This is a genomic window from Dyadobacter sp. CY351 (genome assembly GCF_021502625.1).
GTDB classification, from domain to species: domain Bacteria; phylum Bacteroidota; class Bacteroidia; order Cytophagales; family Spirosomataceae; genus Dyadobacter; species Dyadobacter chenhuakuii.
In genome coordinates this window covers 76,747-98,319 of the sequence record NZ_JAKFFU010000012.1, presented here as the reverse complement: position 1 = coordinate 98,319, position 21,573 = coordinate 76,747, and the positions used below count along the sequence as shown (strand labels likewise).

The 21,573-nt window shown below is 45.0% G+C and carries 17 protein-coding genes; 7 read left to right on the top strand and 10 right to left on the bottom strand.

What is annotated here, in order from left to right:
* Nucleotide 1 precedes the first annotated feature (1 nt).
* The gene (locus L0660_RS21015; RefSeq protein WP_235161200.1) at nucleotides 2–1,222 is read right to left on the bottom strand and encodes an AI-2E family transporter; all 1,221 of its coding nucleotides are present in this window, start codon (nucleotides 1,220–1,222) and stop codon (nucleotides 2–4) included.
* Between L0660_RS21015 and L0660_RS21010 the strand changes: the two genes are divergently transcribed.
* Both L0660_RS21010 and L0660_RS21005 read left to right on the top strand, forming a co-directional pair.
* Nucleotides 1,221–2,060 carry a hypothetical protein gene (locus L0660_RS21010; protein WP_235161199.1) on the top strand — a complete coding sequence of 280 codons (840 nt, stop codon included), beginning with the start codon at nucleotides 1,221–1,223 and terminating at the stop codon, nucleotides 2,058–2,060. The genes L0660_RS21015 and L0660_RS21010 overlap by 2 nt on opposite strands.
* A gap of 86 nt (nucleotides 2,061–2,146) precedes the next feature.
* The gene (locus L0660_RS21005; protein WP_233794796.1) at nucleotides 2,147–2,857 is read left to right on the top strand and encodes a response regulator transcription factor; all 711 of its coding nucleotides are present in this window, start codon (nucleotides 2,147–2,149) and stop codon (nucleotides 2,855–2,857) included.
* A gap of 2 nt (nucleotides 2,858–2,859) precedes the next feature.
* Here L0660_RS21005 and L0660_RS21000 read toward each other — a convergent pair whose 3' ends face one another.
* On the bottom strand, nucleotides 2,860–5,355 hold the full coding sequence (locus tag L0660_RS21000) for an AsmA-like C-terminal region-containing protein (protein ID WP_235161198.1): 2,496 nt from the start codon (nucleotides 5,353–5,355) through the stop codon (nucleotides 2,860–2,862).
* Nucleotides 5,356–5,572: 217 nt separating this feature from the next.
* Here L0660_RS21000 and lysS point away from each other — a divergent pair, with 217 nt between their 5' ends.
* A complete protein-coding gene (gene lysS, locus L0660_RS20995; RefSeq protein WP_235161197.1) occupies nucleotides 5,573–7,288 on the top strand; it encodes a lysine--tRNA ligase in 1,716 nt (571 codons plus the stop codon).
* A 63-nt stretch (nucleotides 7,289–7,351) separates the two neighbouring features.
* On the opposite strand, the gene L0660_RS20990 is transcribed toward lysS, so the two are convergent.
* A complete protein-coding gene (locus L0660_RS20990) occupies nucleotides 7,352–7,546 on the bottom strand; it encodes a cold-shock protein (RefSeq protein ID WP_026629450.1) in 195 nt (64 codons plus the stop codon).
* A gap of 351 nt (nucleotides 7,547–7,897) precedes the next feature.
* Between L0660_RS20990 and L0660_RS20985 the strand changes: the two genes are divergently transcribed.
* Complete coding sequence (locus tag L0660_RS20985) at nucleotides 7,898–8,119, top strand: PspC domain-containing protein (protein WP_026629451.1); 222 nt, start codon at nucleotides 7,898–7,900, stop codon at nucleotides 8,117–8,119.
* Here the strand turns inward: L0660_RS20985 and L0660_RS20980 are convergent.
* From L0660_RS20980 to L0660_RS20965, 4 genes are all read right to left on the bottom strand, one after another.
* A complete protein-coding gene (locus tag L0660_RS20980) occupies nucleotides 8,100–9,134 on the bottom strand; it encodes a glycosyltransferase family 2 protein (protein ID WP_235161196.1) in 1,035 nt (344 codons plus the stop codon). The two genes, L0660_RS20985 and L0660_RS20980, sit on opposite strands and share 20 nt — an antisense overlap.
* A gap of 11 nt (nucleotides 9,135–9,145) precedes the next feature.
* Entirely contained in the window at nucleotides 9,146–9,493 is a 348-nt protein-coding gene (locus L0660_RS20975; protein WP_233794792.1) for a YbaB/EbfC family nucleoid-associated protein, read from the bottom strand.
* A 53-nt stretch (nucleotides 9,494–9,546) separates the two neighbouring features.
* A complete protein-coding gene (locus tag L0660_RS20970; protein WP_235161195.1) occupies nucleotides 9,547–11,457 on the bottom strand; it encodes a gliding motility-associated C-terminal domain-containing protein in 1,911 nt (636 codons plus the stop codon).
* Nucleotides 11,458–11,638: 181 nt separating this feature from the next.
* The gene (locus L0660_RS20965; RefSeq protein WP_235161194.1) at nucleotides 11,639–13,588 is read right to left on the bottom strand and encodes a gliding motility-associated C-terminal domain-containing protein; all 1,950 of its coding nucleotides are present in this window, start codon (nucleotides 13,586–13,588) and stop codon (nucleotides 11,639–11,641) included.
* Nucleotides 13,589–13,772: 184 nt separating this feature from the next.
* Here L0660_RS20965 and L0660_RS20960 point away from each other — a divergent pair, with 184 nt between their 5' ends.
* Nucleotides 13,773–15,020 (top strand): bifunctional 3,4-dihydroxy-2-butanone-4-phosphate synthase/GTP cyclohydrolase II, encoded by a 1,248-nt coding sequence (locus L0660_RS20960; RefSeq protein WP_233794789.1) that lies wholly within the window; start codon nucleotides 13,773–13,775, stop codon nucleotides 15,018–15,020.
* A 59-nt stretch (nucleotides 15,021–15,079) separates the two neighbouring features.
* Nucleotides 15,080–16,075 (top strand): bifunctional heptose 7-phosphate kinase/heptose 1-phosphate adenyltransferase, encoded by a 996-nt coding sequence (locus tag L0660_RS20955; RefSeq protein WP_235161193.1) that lies wholly within the window; start codon nucleotides 15,080–15,082, stop codon nucleotides 16,073–16,075.
* Between the two features lie 29 nt (nucleotides 16,076–16,104).
* Here the strand turns inward: L0660_RS20955 and L0660_RS20950 are convergent, their stop codons facing one another.
* Nucleotides 16,105–17,085, bottom strand: a complete 981-nt coding sequence (locus tag L0660_RS20950) for a hypothetical protein (RefSeq protein ID WP_233794787.1) — start codon at nucleotides 17,083–17,085, stop codon at nucleotides 16,105–16,107.
* Between the two features lie 165 nt (nucleotides 17,086–17,250).
* Between L0660_RS20950 and L0660_RS20945 the strand changes: the two genes are divergently transcribed.
* Nucleotides 17,251–18,246 (top strand): polysaccharide deacetylase family protein, encoded by a 996-nt coding sequence (locus tag L0660_RS20945; protein ID WP_233794786.1) that lies wholly within the window; start codon nucleotides 17,251–17,253, stop codon nucleotides 18,244–18,246.
* Nucleotides 18,247–18,259: 13 nt separating this feature from the next.
* Here the strand turns inward: L0660_RS20945 and L0660_RS20940 are convergent, their stop codons facing one another.
* On the bottom strand, nucleotides 18,260–20,017 hold the full coding sequence (locus L0660_RS20940; protein WP_235161192.1) for a response regulator: 1,758 nt from the start codon (nucleotides 20,015–20,017) through the stop codon (nucleotides 18,260–18,262).
* Nucleotides 20,018–20,153: 136 nt separating this feature from the next.
* A complete protein-coding gene (gene lpdA, locus L0660_RS20935) occupies nucleotides 20,154–21,551 on the bottom strand; it encodes a dihydrolipoyl dehydrogenase (RefSeq protein ID WP_233794784.1) in 1,398 nt (465 codons plus the stop codon).
* Nucleotides 21,552–21,573 lie beyond the last annotated feature (22 nt).

Genomic DNA, 21,573 nt, shown 5'->3' with positions numbered 1-21,573 from the left:
CTCAAATTTCTGGTTTGCTGGCAGGCGGCGTATTCTCGTCAGGGCGGTTGCGGGGTTTGTTGCGATATCTGCGATAAGGTTTTTTCTTAAATTCCTTTTCCACAGTCTGCTCTATAACCGCTTCTTTTTGATCTTCTTTCACTTCATGGACGGGTTCGCCGAGCAAAAATCCGTAAGGTTCCATACTTGGGATCGTATCAAAAATCACTTTCAGAATTGCAGTTACCGGCAAGGCCAGGATCAATCCGGACAAACCCCATAATTGCCCGCCTAAAAACAGCGCGACAATGGCAGCCAGCGGGTTGACACTCACTTTGGAACCCACAATGTTTGGCGTAATAAAATTCCCTTCCAAAAATTGAACAAAGCTCATAATCCCGATCACACCCACCGCATACCAGGGCGAATCCATGGTAACAACGGCTAACAGCGCAGGCAGTACGGACCCGATAAGGATCCCAATGTATGGAATTAGAATTAAGAACCCGGCCAGAAAACCGAAGAAAATCGCATGCGGAATGCCTAATAGCAGCAATCCAATGCTGTTTAAAACACCCACAATCAGAATCACCAGGAACAATCCCGACAGGTAACTTTGAATCACTTCATATATTTTTTTCAAAAGCGCATTCAGCGATTCGTTAGGCACATTGGTAATGGCTTTATGAACAAAACGCCTGAAAAAATCGCGGTAAAGCAGGAAGAAGAATATGTAAAGCGGGATTAAAATGAATGTGGAAATAGCGCCGGTGGTGGTAACCAGGGTATTTAACAAAACAGCCCTACCCTCACTCAATGCATTGATCAAATATTTTTTGCCTTCGCTGACCTGCTGGCTGCGGCTGATGTTGAGATAGCGCTCGCCCATTGTAAGTGTTTGATCCAAAATGGTTTCCGCTTTCTCTGTGATCCTGGGAAGTTCTTCTGCGAAACTGCCGATTTGCAAAGACACAACATACACAAGCACGATGATCACCAGAAAAAGGGCAAGAATACTTAGCAGGATGGACCCGATCCGCGGTACACGATGCCTTTCCAGCCAAGCGCAAACGGGATGCAGAAGGATAGCGAGCAAAATAGAAAACGCAATGGGAATGATCGTTTCCCGAAGAATAAAGAGGATATAGACAAACGCAATAAGTGCGACCAGTATGCTCGCCAGTTTCAGGTAAAGAGGTGTTTCTTTATCTTTGTTTGGAAGAGGACGTAACGATGAATTCATGAATAAATTAATGTATCTGTGGTTTGCTGTCAAAACTGTGTTCTGTACTTGCCAGCCTGATCATAAGATCAACGATTTCAAGAAAGTACGTTCTCAATACAAAATTAGCAAAATAGGCAAGCTTCCCGCTGTTGCCTCGGAAAGTTCGGGTTTGGCAAATGGCTCGGCGCCTGGCTTTTTCACTACGCATAATGATAGCGGCGGCAATGCGGAGCTTTACGAATTCGACCTTTCCGGCAAGCTTATTTCAACAAAAAAAGTCCCTGACTCAAAGAATGTCGACTGGGAAGATGTAACGAAAGACGGGGAAGGCAATTTCTATATTGGTGATTTCGGAAATAACGGGACGCCAAGGGACCAGTTCGATGTCTATAAATTTGACGAAAAACAGCATACTACCGAAAAGATTTCATTTCAATATGCGGATCAGAAATCGACCGGAAGGATCAACAACAGACCCGCATTCGATTGTGAATCTCTATTTTATTATCAAAAAAATCTTTATCTCTTTTCAAAAAATTGGGATAAAAACAAATATGTCAAACTTTACCGCCTTCCTGCAACGCCTGGAAATCACACCCTAACTGCGGTTGACAGCATTGCCATTGATTCGCAGGTTACAGCGGCCGATATCAGCCCCGACGGTAAGACTTTCGCTTTGCTGACTTATGGTAAGATCCTGCTGTTTGGCGTGGAAGGCAACCGTATTGATTTTAGTAAACCACGTGGCTGTTTTCGGTTGGTGAAAAAACAAAATGAGGCGCTCCTGTTTTTGAATAATACCGATATGCTCGTGACAAATGAGCAGGGCGATATTTACCGGATTACTTATAAATGATATTATGTTTCTGTTAACAATGTTGTAATGCATGTAATCTGAATATAACATCTGCTAATTTCGAACTGCGTTTTAATAGAAAAAACATGAGCATTGCTAAATCTGCCGCGTCAGCCCCAAAAGTCCTAGTTGTTGACGACGACTCCGATATCGTTGAACTTCTGGAATATAATTTAATTAAGGAAGGCTATTCGGTGGTTACCGCTTCCAACGGCAAGAAAGCGATCGAAATCGCCAAGACATTTATTCCTGATCTGATCCTTCTGGACATTATGATGCCGCAGCTCGACGGCATCGAAACCGGCCGCATTTTGCGCAGCAACCCGGAAATCAAAAATACTTACATTCTTTTTTTAACGGCCAGGTCGGAAGAGTATTCGGAGGTTGCAGCATTTGATGTGGGCGCTGATGATTACATTACCAAGCCTATCAAACCGCGGGCTCTGATGAGCCGCATTAATGCATTGTTCCGTAGGGAAGCTCAGAAAGCAGAATCCGGTGATCAGATCGACATTCTGGATTTGACCATTAACCGGAAAAATTATACGGTTACGCAAGGTTCCGAAAAGTCTGTTGTACTGCCTAAAAAGGAATTTGAATTGCTGTTTTTTCTCGCGCAGACGCCGAATAAAGTGTTTAACCGCGACGAATTATTGCAGAAAATCTGGGGTGCGGACATTTACGTTCTCGAAAGGACTGTGGACGTCCATATCAGAAAACTGCGTGAAAAATTGGGCGACCGTTACATTAAAACCCTGAAAGGTGTGGGTTATATGTTCAGCAATGAGCAGGAATAATCTTATTTTTCGATAAGATCGGGGTCAATCTCCGGTTCGTCCTTTTTGTCCTTTTCCTTGTCTTTTTTCTTCCTGAATGCGAGCTTAATATTTACTTCACCATTTTCGTCGATCGCCCTCAGGAAGATTTTCGAGCCCTGCTTTTTCTCTTCATTGTTCGGGTCGAGCACGTAGGTTGAATCGCGCTTTTTGAGATTGCTCAGCGGAATTTGAATGTTGATATCCGTTTTCTTACCAAAGCTGTAAATGCCATCAATGTAAAGCGTCACCACATTCGACTCAATTTCCATTGGCGCAATTTCGATCTCCTGGCCACTCAGCTTGAAATCGCTGCGGATGGGCGCGAACTTCACACGCTCAAAGTTTCTTCGTTTGAAAATGAGTTTTTTCATCTTCATAAAAGGCTCAAAATTGAGAATGTAGGCATTGGTAAGGTCGATGCGCAACAAACCTTTCATCGTGGAGGGAACCAGCCGGACATTGTTATTAAGCCTTGACTCAAAACTGAAATCGGTGTTCAAAATTCCCTTCAGATTTTCATGGGTAAAGGTCTTTTGTCCAAAATTATCAAACGAATAAAACACGGAATGTACATCCGCATTGGAAATTTTGCCGCGCATGGCCATATGAGGAAGCTGGCTTGCTCCTGAATTGTCCATTTCCCCGGAAACACGCACATTACCGCCTCCAAATGCTTTCATGACAAAGTACTCAATGCTGACAGCATTGTTTTTGATCGTAAACTGCCCTTTTACATCCTTGGCATTAAAATTCCTGTAATTCAGCTTCTTAGCATCCAGTTTGGCAACGATCTGCATCTGGTCGATAGCATCGTCGAGCAATTCCACCAGTTTCAGCTTCTTCTTTTTCTTCGTTACCACTTGCCGGGGCGCCAGCAGCGTTTCCAGCCAGTTCATTTTCCAGTTGGGAATGTTAATGTCCACATTAGCCCGTAACGGTTTAGGCGAGCCAAATAAATAAGGGATCAGATCGAGCACTTTCCCCCTGATATAGAGCATATTCTGGCCATCGGAAAAGCTTAGGTCCGGGAATACAAATGCCTGTTCGTTAAATGTTACGTCGCCCTTTATTTTTTTCAAATGCACCTGCCGGGGCAGATAATCCATCGAAATGTTGTTAATGGAAACCTTGCCGCTCAGTTTGCCATTGAACCGGTCGCGGTCAGGGTCGTAAAAGTTTTTCAGACTGCCGTCAAAATTGAAATCTATTTTCGCCGTACCGTTTTTGAATCGATAGCGCTTTGGATCCAAAAGCTGGTCCAGGTTCGTGGAATCAGCATCAACGTTTCCAGTGATCCTTGCAACTGGATTCCGGAAATTGGTAATGGCAATGGCCAGCCGGAACGGGATGCTTTCAAATTTTCCTTTGACATCCGGTGCTGTTACCCGTGAATTGAGCGGTCCGGGTATTTGTGTCGTATCGGCCTGGTTGGTGAAGGTGCCTTCTGCCTGCATATCCCTTAAGACGCCCACAGGCAGGCTGTATTGAAAGGTATCCGTCTTGAAATATACGTCAACGTGCGGCTGCACCGTACTCGCTATCCCACCATTCACATGCACCTTTGTATCCACCTCCGTTTGGATGCCGATGGAGTCAAGCTGCTCCTTAATCCTTCGATTCAATAACGGAAGCGCATTTTTGATCGCAATTTTCTTGGCTTCGAAATTGAGCGTAAATTGTTTCGAGGAATCGGCAAAATCAAATATCCCGTTAATCCCGATTTTATCATTGGTAGCACTTTCCAATACAGAAGGATAGATTTTAAGCAGCTTATTTTCGGCGTCGTAGGCCAGCGCAACGCCAATCCTCGTTTCCTGATTGATCAGAAAACCACCTTTCTTTGGTTTGAAAGTCAGTTGATTAAATAACACAGACCCGTTCAGGCTGGCATTTGTCGTGGAATCCGTTGTGGTTAAGATATTCGTTACATCATGAAGCAATGCTCCGTAATATTTTTGTTTTAAAGAGTCGGAATAGCTGACGGAAAAGTTAACAAAACGCATGTTGCCCAGCTTTTTCAAGAGCCCGTCGTTTCCGTCTGAGTCTTTTTTCTTCTTTTTCCCAGAATCGCTTTTAAAAATGCTCAAATTGGAATAGCCGTCCTTTTGGACAAATAATCTCATCTTCCCGTTTTCCAGGATCAGGTTCTTAATCTTGATATTCCCTTTATAAAACCCCGCAAGATCCAGCGCAATGTGCATTTGCTCCGCTTCTAAGAACGGCTTCTGGTGACGCTGGTAAAGGCTGTCGGTAAGCTTAATGTTGGTTAATGTGAAATTCAGACCGAAAGATCCGCTGAAAGGCCTGAACTTAAAGTCTTCAATTTCCAGATTTCCATTCAGGTTTTCGTTCGCAAATTCTTTGGTTTTCTGAAAGATATTATCCCTGTTTCTGTAAACCCATATCTCGACTGCACCGAAAAGGAAGAATGCACAGAGGGCAATTATTCCAAAGATTTTTAAAATTCTTGCAAACATGAAAAGAGGGATTTAACGCAATTAATGTCCGACTTGCCTGATAATAAAAGCGGCATTCGGCATTAAACAAATTATTAATAACGTGCCAGCACATATACGTTTACAACGAACGAATGCAGGTTAATGGTTTCATCCTCGTTATTCAAGCAAAATATAGTACTTTTGCGGACTCTTTTCGAACATTGAGGTTGTCGTTTTCAAACCATTACTGTCAAAAATGCTATTAAGCGAACAGGAAATATTGCGCAGACAAAAGCGCGAAGAATTAATGCGGATGGGCATAGAACCATATCCTGCCGAAGAATTTGTGGTGAATACATATGCCGCAGACATTGCCAAGAATTACGAAAACAATAAGATAGATTATAAGCACGTCACAATGGCAGGCAGGCTCATGGGTTTCCGGATTATGGGAAGCGCTGCATTTGCCGAGTTTCAGGACAGCACCGGACGTGTCCAATTATATTTCCGCCGGGACGATCTTTGCCCGGGAGAAGACAAAACACTTTACAACACCGTATTCAAAAAACTGCTGGACATCGGGGATATCATTGGTATTCAAGGGTTTGTATTTACTACGCAAACCGGAGAGATATCAGTCCATGTACAGGAATTTAAGCTGTTAAATAAATCATTGCGCCCGCTTCCCGTGGTAAAACGCGATGAAGAAGGCAACATTTACGACGGTTTTACCGATCCGGAATTGCGTTACCGCCAGCGTTACGTGGATTTGATCGTGAATCCGGAAGTACGTGATATTTTTATCAAAAGGGCTCGGATCATTACAACGATGCGCTCGTTTTTTGATTCAAAAAGCTGGCTTGAAGTGGAAACGCCTGTTTTGCAAAGCATTCATGGAGGCGCTGCGGCGAGGCCGTTTGAAACGCATCACAATTCGCTGGATATGGATCTCTTCCTTCGTATTGCGACGGAATTGCATTTAAAACGGCTTATAGTAGGCGGGTTTGAAGGTGTTTATGAATTTGGGAAACTGTTCCGGAACGAAGGAATGGACCGGACGCACAATCCTGAGTTTACGACGGTTGAACTATACGTTGCCTACAAGGATTACCTGTGGATGATGCAGATGACCGAGCAACTGCTCGAACAGGTTGCGCTGGCAGTGAACGGGAAAACAACCGTTGTATTCGGCGAAACAGAGCTGGATTTTGCCGGCCCTTACCTAAGATTGAGCATTACAGACGCTATCAAGCAATACACAGGCCTGGATGTTGAAGCGCTCGACGAGGACAGCATCCGCCAGCAATGCCGCGCATGGGGAATGGAAGTGACCGAAAGCATGGGTAAAGGAAAGCTGATTGACGAGATCTTCGGCGAAAAAGTAGAAGCGAACATTATCCAGCCTACATTCATTACCGACCATCCCGTTGAAATGTCCCCACTGACTAAAAAGCACCGCACAAAACCAGGCATGGTGGAGCGTTTTGAGCTTTTTGTCAATGGCAGGGAAATCGCCAATGCATATTCCGAGCTGAATGATCCTTTGGAACAGCGCGAGCGCTTTGAAGACCAGCTGAAACTGAAAGAACGTGGCGATGACGAGGCGATGGAAATGGATGATGATTTCCTAAGAGCCCTTGAATATGGGATGCCGCCAAGTTCAGGCATAGGCATCGGGATTGACAGGCTTACTATGCTGCTTACCAATAATTCCAGCATTCAGGAAGTGATTTTCTTCCCGCAAATGCGTCCGGAACGCAGGGTTGAAATGGCTAAGGAACTGGATTATATTAATGCCGGAGTGCCTGCTGCATGGGTCCCTGCATTACAGAAAATGAACATTCTTACCATCGAACAGCTGAAAGCAGCTAATCCGAACAAGATTTTCAATGATCTGGGCGGTATGCGGAAAAAGCTTAAAATAGATGAAAAAATGCCTTTACTGGATGATGTAAAGGCTTGGATAGCTTAAAGAACAAATGAAAAATGCCACTCTGACCGAGTGGCATTTTTCATTCCTGCAAAAAAAATACGATTATATCTTTTTTACCTGGACAGCGTTTAGTCCTTTTTTCCCTTCAACGACTTCGTATTCCACTTGGTCATTTTCACGGATAGTAAGTCCTCCCAATCCTGTCACATGGACAAAGATGTCTCTGTTTGTGTCGTCTTCAACGATGAAGCCGTATCCCTTAGCTTCATTGAAAAATTTTACAGTACCTGTTGGCATAATGGTTGAATAAAAAAAATTGAAATAAGGTGAAAATACAAGACAATTGTAATCGTTTCAATCAAAAACCCAAAACGCTTAACCAAATAATTGAGGGAGGCTCACTGCATTGGTAAAAGAAACTTTGGATTTTTTCATCAAGACATCTCGATTATAATGAACAAATTACAAAATCTTGAATCACAAAGAAACAAAAATTGTTTGGAAAACAATTTATTTGATTAAAGAATTTGAAAATTTACGACTTAGCGGTATTTTGCCAATTCGCCCTGTTTTTTTGGGTAATTTGAATACCGAATTGTATATGCGGGTAAAAATCCTTAATTATGATGTAATTATTGAAAAATGGGTATGAGCAGACTTCGGTATTACGTTGAGGATCAAATATTTGGTGTATGCGCAAAGTTGGGCGAAAAGCTCAATTTCCCGGCTAGCAGCGTCCGGTTATACTTTATTTATGCCACCTTCATGACCTTCGGTTCGCCGATTATCCTTTATCTGGTGCTTGCTTTCTGGATGGAGCTGCAAAAACACTGGCGCCGTCACAACAGTCCTACGATCTGGGAACTGTAATTTTATTGATAGCAATCCCCGTCAACTGACTAAAACGGTGCTTTCCCAGCACAAAATACTCCCAAACAATGCTTCTGTAATAAAGTGGTGCGCGATATGACGTTCTTTTCGTCGTTTTGATAAGCGCAGGAATCATCATATAAAATGCAATGTGCGCCCTCAAAATCGCAACAACGTCGGGCCAGGCACCGGTAGCCATAAACCGCACGCTTGAAATCCCGTCGAGTATCAGCCGGATAAAAACGGTTTTCCATCTCCTGCCTTTTGGCAAGTTCTTAAAAAGCATGATCAGGTTGTTCCGGTAATTAAGGAAGGTTTTGCGCGGGTTGGATTTGTGCAAAGTGCCGCCTCCCACATGGTAAACCACTGATTTACCGCAATAGGTAATGCGATATTGCATGTTCAGCAACCGCCAGCAAAGGTCAATTTCCTCCATATGCGCGAAAAACGACTCGTCAAAACCACCTGCGCGATGGAAAGCTGAGGCACGCACAAAAAGACAAGCACCCGTTGCCCAGAACACATCCTGCTCGTCGTCGAATTGACCCAGATCTTCTTCCCGGGTGTCAAAAATGCGCCCTCTGCAAAAGGGGTAACCCAGGTAATCCATGTATCCGCCGGCCGCACCTGCGTATTCAAAGTGCGTTGGAAGATCGTAGGCGCGTATTTTCGGTTGGCAGGCAGCAATCCTTTCGTCCGAATCCATGAAGGAGATCACCGGTTGTATCCAGTTTTCGGTAACCTCAATGTCGGAGTTCAGCAGGATGTAATAGTCAGCTTCAATGCGTCCTAATGCATCATTATATCCGCCCGCATAACCTTTGTTCTCGGAAATGGTGAGCGTATTTAATGCTGGATATGAGGCACTTAACCAGTCTAGCGAATGGTCCGTAGATGCATTATCAGCTATCCAGACTGAATAGCCTGCCGAATATTTTAAAATGTTGGGAAGGAATTGTTCGAGATGGTGTCTGCCGTTATAATTCAGGATGACAATCGCAACAGTGGGAGCCATTGATGAGGTGGTTATTTCATAAACCCTCCTAAATCAAGCCCGGGAATGTTGGGAAGTACACCATCCGTAGCTTTTTGCAAATGCTCCTTTATTTTTGGTTCAATGTTATCCAATGCTTTATTAACTGCGGCAACAATCAGATCCTGCAACATTTCCTTATCGTCCGGATTGACAAGGTCTTTATCAATATCCAGTCCTATTAATGCTTTTTGTCCGTTTACAGTCGCTTTCACCATTCCGCCGCCTGACTCAGCAACCTGGGTCAGCGTTACCAATGAATCCTGCGCGTCTTTCATGCGAGACTGAAGGTCTTTCATTTTGCCCATGAGCCCCATCATATCCGCCATATTACCAAACATAGTCGTACTAATTAAGTGATGCTTTTATAAAACCTTTTTACCGGAAATGGTTCCTATCGTAAAAGCATAAATGTACCACTTTTTTCAACAGTTTGATTGATATCGTCCACGAAAGTCATTTTGTAAACATACGATCCTTCCGGCGCATTTGCCCCGTTTATAGTCCCGTCCCAGCCGCTTGCAATGTCGTTGGAATGGAAAACAACCTGTCCCCAGCGGTTCATCACCGAGAAGTTAAAGGATTGAAGCTGATTGGATTTAGCTTCCAGAACGTCATTGTAGCCATCACCATTTGGACTGAAAGCCTGCGGCACAAAAACGCCTGCACTCCTTTTGTAATTGACTACATTGGACAAGCTCTCAAAACCACCCTGCGTGGAATTTGCCCGGACTTTGAAATTGTATTCAAGATCGCTTTGGGCATTCACCTTGACCGTGTAGCTTGAATTCATCTGAACCGGAATCGCCTCTTCCGGCGCGCTCGAACCGACACGGATAACATCATAACCGGAAACGCCTGCAAGAATTGGAGACTCAGTACTCCAGTTGAGCGTGGTTAAGTTCTTTTTGAGTAAAATCGTGCAAATGGGCTGCGAAGCGGGGACTTTCTGACCGCAGGAATTGGTATAACTGATGCGGTAGCAATAAGAAAGCTCGTCAGTCTTAACTTCCGGATCGGAATATTCACTTTGATTAAAAAGCGTAATGATTTTCTTGAACAATGTTGCGCCAGCCTCCGCTTTCTCGATGGTCAGGTCGTAAGTGCTGTTGGGACCGGCTCCCGGAACGCTTGCTTTAATCGTTACCAGATGATCTCCGTCAACCGTTACGGCTGCGTCCTTGATCGGTTTGGGAGAAGCAATTTCCGCTTTCACACCAACCGGCGCCGATGTGGAAGTTACATCATTGATCTTGGCAACAACCTGATATTCAGAATAACTGCCGCATTCCACGTCTTCATCCGTATAGGTAATGTCATTAATGGAAGTGAAAGTTTTCACAATGGTCCCGTCGCGTAAAAGATCATACGATGTAAAATCAGTCGCATCCGGATATTTGCTCCATGTCAGAATGTTTTTCCCGTCTTCCGACTTTCCTGAAAGCGTCATGCTGCTGTAAACACGGCTGTCATTTTTACCCGAACAAAGGTCCTCAGAAGAGAGCTTCACCTGATAGGCCTGTGTCGTAACCATATTTTTCACATCAAAAGGCTGTACGCCGCCGGATGACCGTCTTCCTGCTGATGTATAGGTTGAATTATTTGTACTATAATTGATATCTGTATAAACACCGCTCAAACCCTGATAAACGATCCGTAGCGTGCCGTCCCCCCGCATTTCAACCGATTTGATGGCGATATCATTAAGCTGCGCCTGCTGAAAAGTGATAGGAAGTGACGTCGCACGGCCGGCAGCGCATCCTTTCCCGACATATAGTCCTGTAATCAATGCTGTCGGATTACTGCTTACATCGGCATAACTGTGTTCTATCACGAGTGGGCTTCCTTTTTTCCAGATGTCCGTCTTTCCATCTCCCCATTCTATTTTCACCTCGTCATAGGCGCTCAGGATGACATCGTCGGTGAGGCTTAGAAATATCTTTCCACCACCGCACGAGGAATATTGCGGTGTGACAACGCGGGTCTCGAAGACTTTAACACTTTGACAAGCGTAGAACTGTCCGGAGGATACGGCCCCCTGCTGCAACATAGTGTAAGTGCCTGGAAGAGAATATGTAAAACTGGGGCCATTCTGTATTTTTGGAGATTTTCCGTCATAAGAAGCGTCATAACCAACCAAAATTGGGTTCGGGACCGTATTTGTCACCCTAACTACGAGCGGCGCACAGCCTTCCGACTTGTCCATTGTGAAACCGCCCCCTCCGCGGTCGCAAAGTCCCTGGGCCTGCAGTGTATTACCAACTAAAATGAAGAGGAAGAAAAGTGATAGTAGTATTAATCTCATAAGTGTGCAATGTTATAACATGACTTTTTTAGAGACTCCATATTAATAATGGAGTGTTATCAAGAAGCGATGGTTGTAAAGGGTCTGCAAAAATAATCTATTTCGGGCGAGAATGCCGCTTACTATTTTAACGGGATTGCATCCAAAGTATTATTCTGATTTACAAGCCAATAAAAAAATCCTATCGGATCAATAAAAAGCTCCCATTTCTGGAAATTTGATTTCCTAATGCGTCCGTCATCTCGATTTTGTACAAATAATAACCTCCCGGCGCTTTCCCGGTTTTAATGTTTCCGTCCCAACCGTCTGCAATGTCATCTGTTTGAAACACAACCTCACCCCAACGCGTAAAAACAGACATACTGAATTTGGATACAAAATAAGCCTTCACTTCAAACCGTTCGTTGTGGGCGTCACCATTCGGTGTGAATGCGTCCGGGATAAGCACAATAGGGTCTCTCCGCAGCGAGAGGACATTGGAGTAACTTTCCATATTTCCGTCTGCCGACCGGGCCTTTACCTGAAACGAAAATGCAGACTGGGAGCCGATATCAAGCATATGACTGGTTTCCAATTGCTTCGGAATCTCATCCTTAACAACCCCTGCATTGTCGGTTTGAATCAAATCATAAGATCCTAAGCTGGCAGTAAACGGAGCGTCAGCATTCCAATACACATCAGAAATGCGGTTTTGAAGTAAAATTGAGCAGATCGGCACGCTGGGTGCAGGCGATCTGAGGTTGCAGGCATTTTCGTAAGTAAACCGATAACAATATGAATTCTCATTTGGATTGACGTCGATGTCGTCAAACAACAGACTTTGGTTGCCCGGTTGGGACACTTGCTGAAAATCCTGGCTTCCTAATGCAGCACGTTCGATAATCAGGTTGTAGCTGCTGGTAAGGCCTTCACCGACCAGTGCGACCTGGGTGGAAATCGTATTTTCGTCCTTGACTGTTACACTGCCGGTCGTTATCGTCTCAGGTAGTGCACTTTTAGGGGCAATGCTGAATGGTGTGGAGTATGAACGGACGTCATTTTCAATGATGGCAACAATCTCATACTGATAATTAGTCCCGCATTTTACATCCGTATCGAGATAAGAAAGCTGTTCTGCTGATGAAAAAATCACAGAACCATCGCGTTTTAATTGATACTGAATTAAATTATCCGTGTTGGGATAATGCTCCCACGCCACAGAAATGATCTCATCCAATGACACTAAACCTTCCTTAACCACCATGCTGCTGACAATCGGGCTGTCTATCAGGTTATCACAAAAATTCTTGGACGATAATTTAAAACGGTAAATCTGCCTGGCGTTCAAACCCGAAATGGTTGCCGATTGCGCGCCGTCCGACTGACCGCCTTTGCCCGTTGATACGAATTGCCCGTCGCCCTTATCAATCCAGATCTCTGTCGCTATGCCTTCCATGCCATCATAAAGGATCTTTGCCTCGCCGGAAGCAAGCATTTCCACACTTCGGATCCTGATTTTAGCAAGCGCCTGCGGTGCGGTTTCTTTGGTTAATGTTGTTTTTAATGTCTGGCTGCAATTCCCCGAAGTATGTTTCCCTTGCACAGTGATAGCAGGAATGTTCCCGGCTGAAGCATATTGATGATCATAAAAAAGCCTCCCGCCATTCTTGATATTTACGGACTGACTTTTACCATCGCCCCAATTGATTTCGATGGCATCATAAGCCTGTGCAATTGCATCATCAACCAGCGTAAGCCGCACCCGTCCGCTGTTACAAGTCATCAGATCCGCCTTGGGAGCGCGATTTTCCTTGACTATAACTTCTTTGCAAAGACTGAATCCCGCCACATCTTTTATACTGCCGTATTGCAGAATGGTGTAAGTCCCGGGCAGATCATAAACATGCGAAAGCTCAAAGGACCGGTCCTTTTCTTCTGGCGGTGAAGTACTGTTTTTGTCGAAGTTATAGGCGTAGGTTACGTTTTCTGCATTAACCATCTGATTGGTAATGTTCACTGTCAGTGGCGCGCAACCTTCGGTAGGCGTGACGATAAATTTACCGCTTGAACCACAGAAGCTTTGTCCGGATACGTTTTTATTAATAAACAAACATGCGCTTAACAGGAACAATATCAGTAGATTAATCTTCATAGGTGAGTAAATTTATTTCAAAATGACGGACGGGACAGTTCCTGCGCATCATTGAAACGGATAAGCCAAAAGCTTTGTTAGCATGCAATGGAGGTTCAAAAATAGAACTTTTCAACATTAAGCATGTACCTTTGCTGAGTAAAAACGAGTTTTTGCCTAAAACTATTTTTCGTCAACCTGATTAATGAATAATAATAGCATTCCAATAGTTCTGGATTCAATAGATGAGGCCATAGAGGCTATAAGAAGAGGAGAAATGATCATTGTCGTTGATGATGAAGATCGTGAAAATGAAGGCGATTTTATCTGTGCCGCCGAACTCATAACCCCCGAAATTGTCAATTTTATGGCCCGTGAAGGCCGTGGGTTGATCTGCGTTCCTATCACCGAAGAGCGCTGCGCCGAGCTGAACCTCGAAATGATGGTCGGCACGAACACGGCGTTGCACGAAACAGCATTTACTGTGTCAGTGGATTTGCTTGGGCATGGATGCACCACAGGAATTTCGGCCAGCGACCGTTCCAAAACGATCAAAGCATTGGTTGATGCGGATACATTGCCCGAAGATCTGGGTCGTCCGGGACATATTTTTCCATTGAAGGCGAAACAAGGCGGTGTTTTGCGAAGAACAGGCCACACCGAAGCTGCGATTGACTTTCCAAGGCTTGCCGGTTTGGCACCAGCCGGGGTTTTGGTGGAGATATTGAATGAGGACGGATCCATGGCCCGTTTGCCTCAGCTCAGGGAAATTGCCAACCGTTTTAACCTTAAACTGGTTAGTATCAAGGACCTTATTGAATACAGACTTCAAAAAGAGTCTTTAATAAAAAGAGAAATCGGCGTGGATATGCCCACCAAATGGGGCCATTTCGATCTGATCGCTTACCGCCAGATCAACACCGGCGATTTGCATCTGGCATTGGTAAAAGGAACCTGGGAAAAAGATGAGCCCGTGCTTGTCCGCGTACATTCATCCTGTGTTACCGGCGATATTTTTGGCTCGTGCCGCTGCGATTGCGGTCCCCAGCTGCATGCTGCTATGGAAATGGTGGACAGAGAAGGCAAGGGTGTGATCGTATACATGAACCAGGAAGGACGCGGGATCGGGCTTTTGAATAAATTGAGGGCATATAAGCTGCAAGAAATGGGCAGAGATACGGTTGAGGCCAATCTGGAACTCGGTTTTCCGATGGACGACCGCGATTATGGCGTTGGAGCCCAAATCCTCCGCGACCTGGAAGTGACAAAATTGAAACTGATTACCAACAATCCTAAAAAACGCGCCGGCCTGATCGGTTACGGTCTTGAAATTGTGGATTCGGTGACCGTTGAAATTCCTTCTAACCCGCACAATGAAAAATATCTTTTGACAAAAAGAGATAAAATGGGTCACAATTTGAGCAACCTTACCATTCCGGTTAATAAGGGGTAAGGAATGATGTTTCAGTCAAGTCATATCTAATATTTGTACTAATAGCGGCAGAATTTTAAATGGATATCAATCAGGTTTTTGAAGCATTTAACACATTGCGTGTACTGGTTATCGGAGATGTAATGCTGGACTCTTATGTCTGGGGAAAAGTAGAAAGGATTTCCCCCGAAGCCCCGGTTCCGGTTGTTAATGTTCAAAAGCGCGAGTATCGCCTCGGCGGTGCCGGCAATGTCCTTTTAAATGTACAATCGCTTGGTGCGGAAGCTATTATATGCACGGTAATCGGCACGGACAGCTCAGGCGATCTGCTGAAAAACAGTTTGAAGGAAAAAGGCCTGAATTGTGAAGGCTTAATTCGCAGCGAAAGCCGGATCACGACCATTAAGGAGCGCATTATTGCAGGTTCTCAACAGGTTGTCCGCATTGATACGGAAACCGACAGACCCATTTCCGCCATTGAAACCGAAAAACTTATTGCCAAAGCCAAGGAGCTGATTCCGAGCAGTAATGTGATCATTTTTGAAGATTATGACAAAGGCGTGCTAACCCCTGAGTCCATTTCCGCGATCACTGCATTTGCCAACGAGCACAATGTTCCTACCGTTGTTGATCCCAAAAAACGAAACTTCCTGGCTTATAACAATACGACGCTGTTTAAGCCAAATCTCAAAGAACTGCGGGAAGGCCTGAAAATCGAATTTGACGTTGATAATCCTGAGGAACTTCGTGATGCCGTACGGCATTTGAAAGAAGCATTGCATGTGAAAGGTGCATTAATAACCCTTTCAGAGCGAGGCGTAATCATTGATTATCAGGATGAAGTCCACAAACTGCCCGCGCATATCCGACAAATTGCGGATGTTTCCGGGGCTGGCGACACGGTGATCAGCATTGCGGCATGCTGCGTTGCATTAGGACTGCCATCAAAAACCATTGCTGCGATTTCCAATCTGGGCGGAGGCTTGGTTTGCGAATTGGTGGGTGTGGTGCCCATTGACAAGGAATTGCTCAAAACAGAAGCAATGAACCTCATTATTCCACCCGCTTTTGCATAAGCAACAACCGGAGTTGATGAAGTTTTAAATTACCAGTTGATCCCGGACTGCCCTAAGCCCATTCTTCTCGTAAATTTAGAAGAAAGCTTCGACCGGCTCGTGATATAGCGAACACTTGCGCCAATGTAAGGAGTCGTTGCGGGTGTGTAAGAAGTAAGATTTTCCCGGGCACTATTGAATGTTTTGATCTGCCGGAAAGTGCTTACACCAGCTTCAACTGACACATTGATGGCCGTAAACAAGTGCGCATTGGCAGAAATCCCGGTTTTGATCTGACGATAATTCTCTCTCCTAAGCATCTTTTCCTCAGGCATCTGTATTTGGAACCCGCCGCTATAACCGCTTAATCCTGCGAGCAAATCCACATTAAACCATTTGGTGGCCTTATAATTGGCATTCGCCATAAAAGGCAGTAATGCGGAAACGCGCCAATGTCTACCCAAACCCTTATTAACCCCAAAAACAGGCACAAAACGCAGCTTTTGGTTATATGCTAAAACAGATCCATACATGATCTGAGTCCGCAAACCGAGAATGTGCATCCGCGCCGCGCCGCCCCAGAAAAAAGGCTGCGGACTGAAAAAAGTCTCATTGGTCTCCGTCATACCCAAGCCGCCCCCATACACCCAAAGCCGGTCCTTAATGCTGGCTTGCAGCCTTATTACACCCAGCGAGAGCGTTTTATACCCATGTTCAGGATTATTTTTTCCATCAACGGTTGGCTGGATCTGGTTGTATTGCGCCAGCATAACTGTGTGCACAGCGCGCAGATCAAACTTTTTTCTCAAACTATAACCCAACTGCACTTCGCTGTGGATGGGAATTATGCCTAAAAAACCGGTTCTCGTCACGCCGTAATCCTGCGTCCCGTTCATGCTGGAAGGCACTGCATAATCTGCTTTTAATGTCAAATTGGGATAAAAAAGGCGGCTTAGCGAGAAATGCTGCGCTTGCGCGGCGCCGAAAAGTAAAAGAAATGAGCAGGTTAGCAGACTTCGGGAATGGATCATGCGGAAAAGTCGGGGTGGCTGATTTTGGCAAATAACGTGAAAAACCGGGGGCTATTGTATTTGAAAGCAGATCCGGCTTGCACGGTGATAGTACAATCAGCGCCAAAGCGGGTAATAACTAGCGCAAATTGCCTTAACTTAAAAACAATGTGAATGAATCCTCATATGAAAACAACATTACTTTTCTTATTCATTCTGCTATCCAATGTTGCCATGGCGCAAACTGCTGAAACTTACGCTGAAAAACTGGGTTACCCGAAAGGGAAAAAAGTGCTGATCATTCATGTGGATGATGTTGGCATGTCTTATGAATCTAACCAGGGCGCGATCAAGGCGATCCGTAATGGTGTTGCCAATTCCCTGAGCGTAATGATGCCTTGCGGCTGGGTGCCGGGTTTTGTAAATTATTGGAAAGAAAACAAAGATCTCGATGCGGGACTTCACCTTACTATGACGTCTGAGTGGAAGGATTACCGCTGGGGACCGCTTGCCGGGAAGCCGAATGTGAAAGGGCTGGTCGATCCCGAAGGTGCAATGTGGCGGAGTGTGGCCGATGTTGTAAAAAATGCTTCCGCCGATGAAGTGGAAATGGAGATCCGGGCGCAGCTGGACCGCGCGCGGGCGATGGGTTTCGAACCCACGCATATGGATTCACACATGGGCACACTGTTCGCAAAGAATGAATTTCTGGAGCGTTACCTGAAAGTAGGCATGCAGGAAAAAATCCCGGTCATGTTCCCGGGCGGGCATAACACGTCTATCCAGGCCGACGAAAGAATGAGTGCGGAGCGTTTTCAAATGACACAAGCCATTGGAAAGCAACTCTGGGATGCCGGACTTCCTGTGCTGGACGATCTGGAAAACACCAGTTACGGCTGGAAAGGGCCTGAAAACGGCGACAAATCTGAAAAAGCGCTGCAAAAATACAAGACCGACAAATACATCAATGCCATCAAAGCGCTCAAACCAGGCCTGACGATGGTCATTATGCACTGCACAATCCACTCCGACATCTTTCCGCACATTTCGGATTCATGGCCTACGCGTGAGGGCGATTACCTGGCGATGGTTGATCCCGAATTGAAAAAATACATTGAAAAAGAAGGCATCATTCTCACCACCTGGCGGGAGGCGATGCAGCGGAGACAGAAAGTGAAGTGATGAGGGAATCAAATCATTGATTTTCAATCCCAATGTGTGCATACACGATCTTATAGAAATCGGGTGGCAGGAATGGTTTTACGAGATAATCGGTGAAACCATTCGCTAATGCACGTTCGCGCTCGTCTTCGAATGCAGATGCGGTAAGCGCCACAATGGGGATTTGCGGATCGCGTTCGCGGATCATACTTGTGGCTTCGAAACCATCCATGACAGGCATCCGCAGATCCATGAATATGAGGTCAAAGCGGTCGGAGAAATATTTATCGACCGCTTGCTTTCCGTCCGATGCGAGATCAAAGGGAATGTTCTTTCTTTTTAAAAGACTGGTGGCAAAAATCAAATTTGTGGCATTATCGTCCACAACCAGCACTTTCGAGCCTTTGTTTAATGCGGGTGTAGACACCTTTTCTGATTTTGCCGGATCTTCCACGGTAACGGAATAGGGAAGCGCAATTTGAAATGAAAATACAGAACCATCTCCAAGCTTACTCTTAAGCCTCAGCTCTCCGCCAAACAAACGGACCAACTCCCTGGAAATGGCCAATCCGAGCCCCGTCCCGCCATCCTGCCTTTTCACCAGGCTTCTTACCTGTGTAAATATTTCAAAAACATTGGATTGCTGATCTTCCGAAATACCAATTCCTGTATCGGAAACGGCAAATTCAAGCTTGATAATGCCATCGTTCGTACGCTCCAACTCCTTAACCGAGAACTTTACAAAGCCCGAATCCGTGAATTTAATGGCATTATGGATCAGGTTGTTTATCACCTGGCTCAACCGGACCTGGTCGCCGCGAAGTTGGGGAAGGTTAGGCGAAAGATCTGCTGACAATTCAAGGCCTTTTTCCCGTGCGCGAGGCAGAAAACTGTTATAAAGGTTTTTGAAAAGCTCTTCAATGTCGAACGTAACGGGATGAAGCTTGACGTGATTGGAATTGATTTTATTAAAGTCTAAAATATCATTCACAACCGCCATTAAGTGAATAGAGGAGAATTTCAGCGTTTCTATCAGCTCCATTTCCTCCTCGCTCCGCGATTTATTCTCTTCCAAAAGATGCACTATGCCCACAATGCCATTCAGCGGCGTGCGGATCTCATGGCTCATCGTGGACAGGAACTCCGACTTGGCCAATGTTGCATCTTCCGCAATCTGCTTTTGCTTTTCCAGCAGGTCATTTTGCTCGGCCAGCGAAAAAAGATAGAAAAATTCATGTTTGTTACGGCTCTCATGAAAATACATCATGAAGGGAAACAGCATTTGCCCAAGAAAGAAAAACAACCCGCCCTGACTGAAAAAATTATACAGATAGCCCGGGTGGCGGTAATACAATGCCGGTGGGAAGATCGTCATAACACACACGGTCAGGATAATGCTGTAATGCACAGGCCACCGGAGTACAAAGAACGAGAACATTAAGCCAAGCGTCATGTTCAGGCTGGCACGGTCGTAGGAGGCATGCGGCACTTCGGCCAGTATATACGCATGCACCGGCACCAATGCGAGATTTGTATAGAAAGATGCTTTCTGAGCGCTTAGCCTGCCCGTAAAATGAAGTGTGAGCAAAAAGATGATAACGCCGCTCAGGACCAGTTCTGCCGCCAAAACCTCCGGGAACGCAGGATCTTTTCGCAAAAAATAGAGGATGGATGTAGCAGGATAACCAACCAGATAAGCAACACAAAAGATAATGTTGCCCCACCGCGACTTCAACTCACTTTCTTTTTTCCACAGTTCGTTGAACTCGTTCGTATATGTAGATTTATTCAAGAAAGAGCAATTTAAATGCGCTGATAATAAGGTTGAGACTGTCGGTCGGACAATGATCCAAATTTACATAAATAGCAAAAAATAAGGGCATCCAAATGAATGAATACCCTTATTTCAAGCAATAACTTATTTAATGTTACAAATCAATCGCTTCACCGTAAGCCGCTTCCGTTGCTCCTTTCAGTGCTTCGGACATTGTTGGGTGCGGATGGATTGCACGCATAATCTCATGAGAAGTAGTTTCCAATTTACGGGCTACAACCACCTCAGCGATCATTTCCGTAACATTGGCACCAATCATGTGAGCACCAAGGAACTCACCATATTTTGCGTCAAAGATCACTTTCACAAAACCGTCGGTAACACCTGCTCCAACCGCCTTACCCGACGCCTTGAATGGGAATTTACCTACTTTAATGTCGTAACCAGCTTCTTTTGCTTTTTTCTCTGTAAATCCAACAGACGCAATTTCAGGCTGGCAGTAAGTACATCCCGGAATATTTCCGTAGTCCAATGCTTCCGTTTTGTGTCCTGCGATTTTTTCAGCACAGATAATTCCCTCAGCCGTAGCAACGTGTGCCAAAGCAGGGCCAGGCGTGCAGTCACCAATCGCGTAAAATCCTGGAACGCTGGTTTCATACCATTCGTTTACCGTGATTTTGCCTTTATCCGTTTTAATGCCTGTTTCTTCCAGACCAATATTTTCAAGATTAGCAACGATCCCGGCAGCCGAAAGCACGATATCTACTTCAAATGATTTCTGTCCGTCCGGCGTCTTTACAGAAACTTTACAACCGTTTCCGGATGTATCCACGGTCTCAACCGTTGAGTTTACGTAAGTTTCGATGCCCAGCTTTTTGTATTGCTTTGCAATTTCTTTTGATATGTCCTCGTCCTCAACCGGAACCAGGTTTGGCAGGAATTCAACCACAGTCACTTTCGTGCCCATAGAAGCGTATACATAAGCGAATTCCATTCCAATCGCACCTGATCCAACTACCAGCATAGAAGCAGGTTGTTTTTCAAGACTCATTGCTTTGCGGTATTCGATAACTTTCTGACCGTCGATTTTGATATTCGGCAACTCACGAGCACGTGCGCCGGTGGCGATAATAACGCCTTTACCAGCTGTGTAGTCCGTTGTTTTACCGTCTTTGTCTGTAACTGCAACTGTTTTCTGGCCCTTAACTTTGCCCGTTCCCATGAGGACGTCGATCTTGTTCTTTTTCATCAAGAAAGAAACGCCTTTGCTCATGGTATCCGCAACGCCACGGCTACGCTGGATCACTGCACCGAAATCAGCAGCATATTCACCAACATTGATCCCGTAATCTTTTGCATGCTTAATGTATTCAAAAACCTGCGCACTTTTCAGAAGTGCTTTGGTAGGAATGCAGCCCCAGTTAAGGCATATTCCACCTAAACTTTCTTTTTCAACAATTGCTACTTTAAGTCCTAATTGGGAAGCGCGAATGGCTGCGGGATAACCTCCCGGGCCGCTGCCAATTACTATCACATCATATGCTTGAGCCATTTTCCGGTATTTTTATTGTACG

Excerpts from the sequence above, each read along its gene's own strand:
- L0660_RS20960 (WP_233794789.1), top strand. The coding sequence starts at position 13,773 with ATGAATAATAATAGCATTCCAATAGTTCTGGATTCAATAGATGAGGCC.
- L0660_RS20980 (WP_235161196.1), bottom strand. The coding sequence starts at position 9,134 with ATGGCTCCCACTGTTGCGATTGTCATCCTGAATTATAACGGCAGACAC.
- L0660_RS20965 (WP_235161194.1), bottom strand. The coding sequence starts at position 13,588 with ATGAAGATTAATCTACTGATATTGTTCCTGTTAAGCGCATGTTTGTTT.
- L0660_RS20945 (WP_233794786.1), top strand. The coding sequence starts at position 17,251 with ATGAAAACAACATTACTTTTCTTATTCATTCTGCTATCCAATGTTGCC.
- L0660_RS21000 (WP_235161198.1), bottom strand. The coding sequence starts at position 5,355 with ATGTTTGCAAGAATTTTAAAAATCTTTGGAATAATTGCCCTCTGTGCA.
- lpdA (WP_233794784.1), bottom strand. The coding sequence starts at position 21,551 with ATGGCTCAAGCATATGATGTGATAGTAATTGGCAGCGGCCCGGGAGGT.
- L0660_RS21010 (WP_235161199.1), top strand. The coding sequence starts at position 1,221 with ATGAATAAATTAATGTATCTGTGGTTTGCTGTCAAAACTGTGTTCTGT.
- L0660_RS20970 (WP_235161195.1), bottom strand. The coding sequence starts at position 11,457 with ATGAGATTAATACTACTATCACTTTTCTTCCTCTTCATTTTAGTTGGT.
- L0660_RS20950 (WP_233794787.1), bottom strand. The coding sequence starts at position 17,085 with ATGATCCATTCCCGAAGTCTGCTAACCTGCTCATTTCTTTTACTTTTC.
- L0660_RS20990 (WP_026629450.1), bottom strand. The coding sequence starts at position 7,546 with ATGCCAACAGGTACTGTAAAATTTTTCAATGAAGCTAAGGGATACGGC.
- lysS (WP_235161197.1), top strand. The coding sequence starts at position 5,573 with ATGCTATTAAGCGAACAGGAAATATTGCGCAGACAAAAGCGCGAAGAA.
- L0660_RS21005 (WP_233794796.1), top strand. The coding sequence starts at position 2,147 with ATGAGCATTGCTAAATCTGCCGCGTCAGCCCCAAAAGTCCTAGTTGTT.
- L0660_RS21015 (WP_235161200.1), bottom strand. The coding sequence starts at position 1,222 with ATGAATTCATCGTTACGTCCTCTTCCAAACAAAGATAAAGAAACACCT.
- L0660_RS20955 (WP_235161193.1), top strand. The coding sequence starts at position 15,080 with ATGGATATCAATCAGGTTTTTGAAGCATTTAACACATTGCGTGTACTG.
- L0660_RS20985 (WP_026629451.1), top strand. The coding sequence starts at position 7,898 with ATGAGCAGACTTCGGTATTACGTTGAGGATCAAATATTTGGTGTATGC.
- L0660_RS20975 (WP_233794792.1), bottom strand. The coding sequence starts at position 9,493 with ATGTTTGGTAATATGGCGGATATGATGGGGCTCATGGGCAAAATGAAA.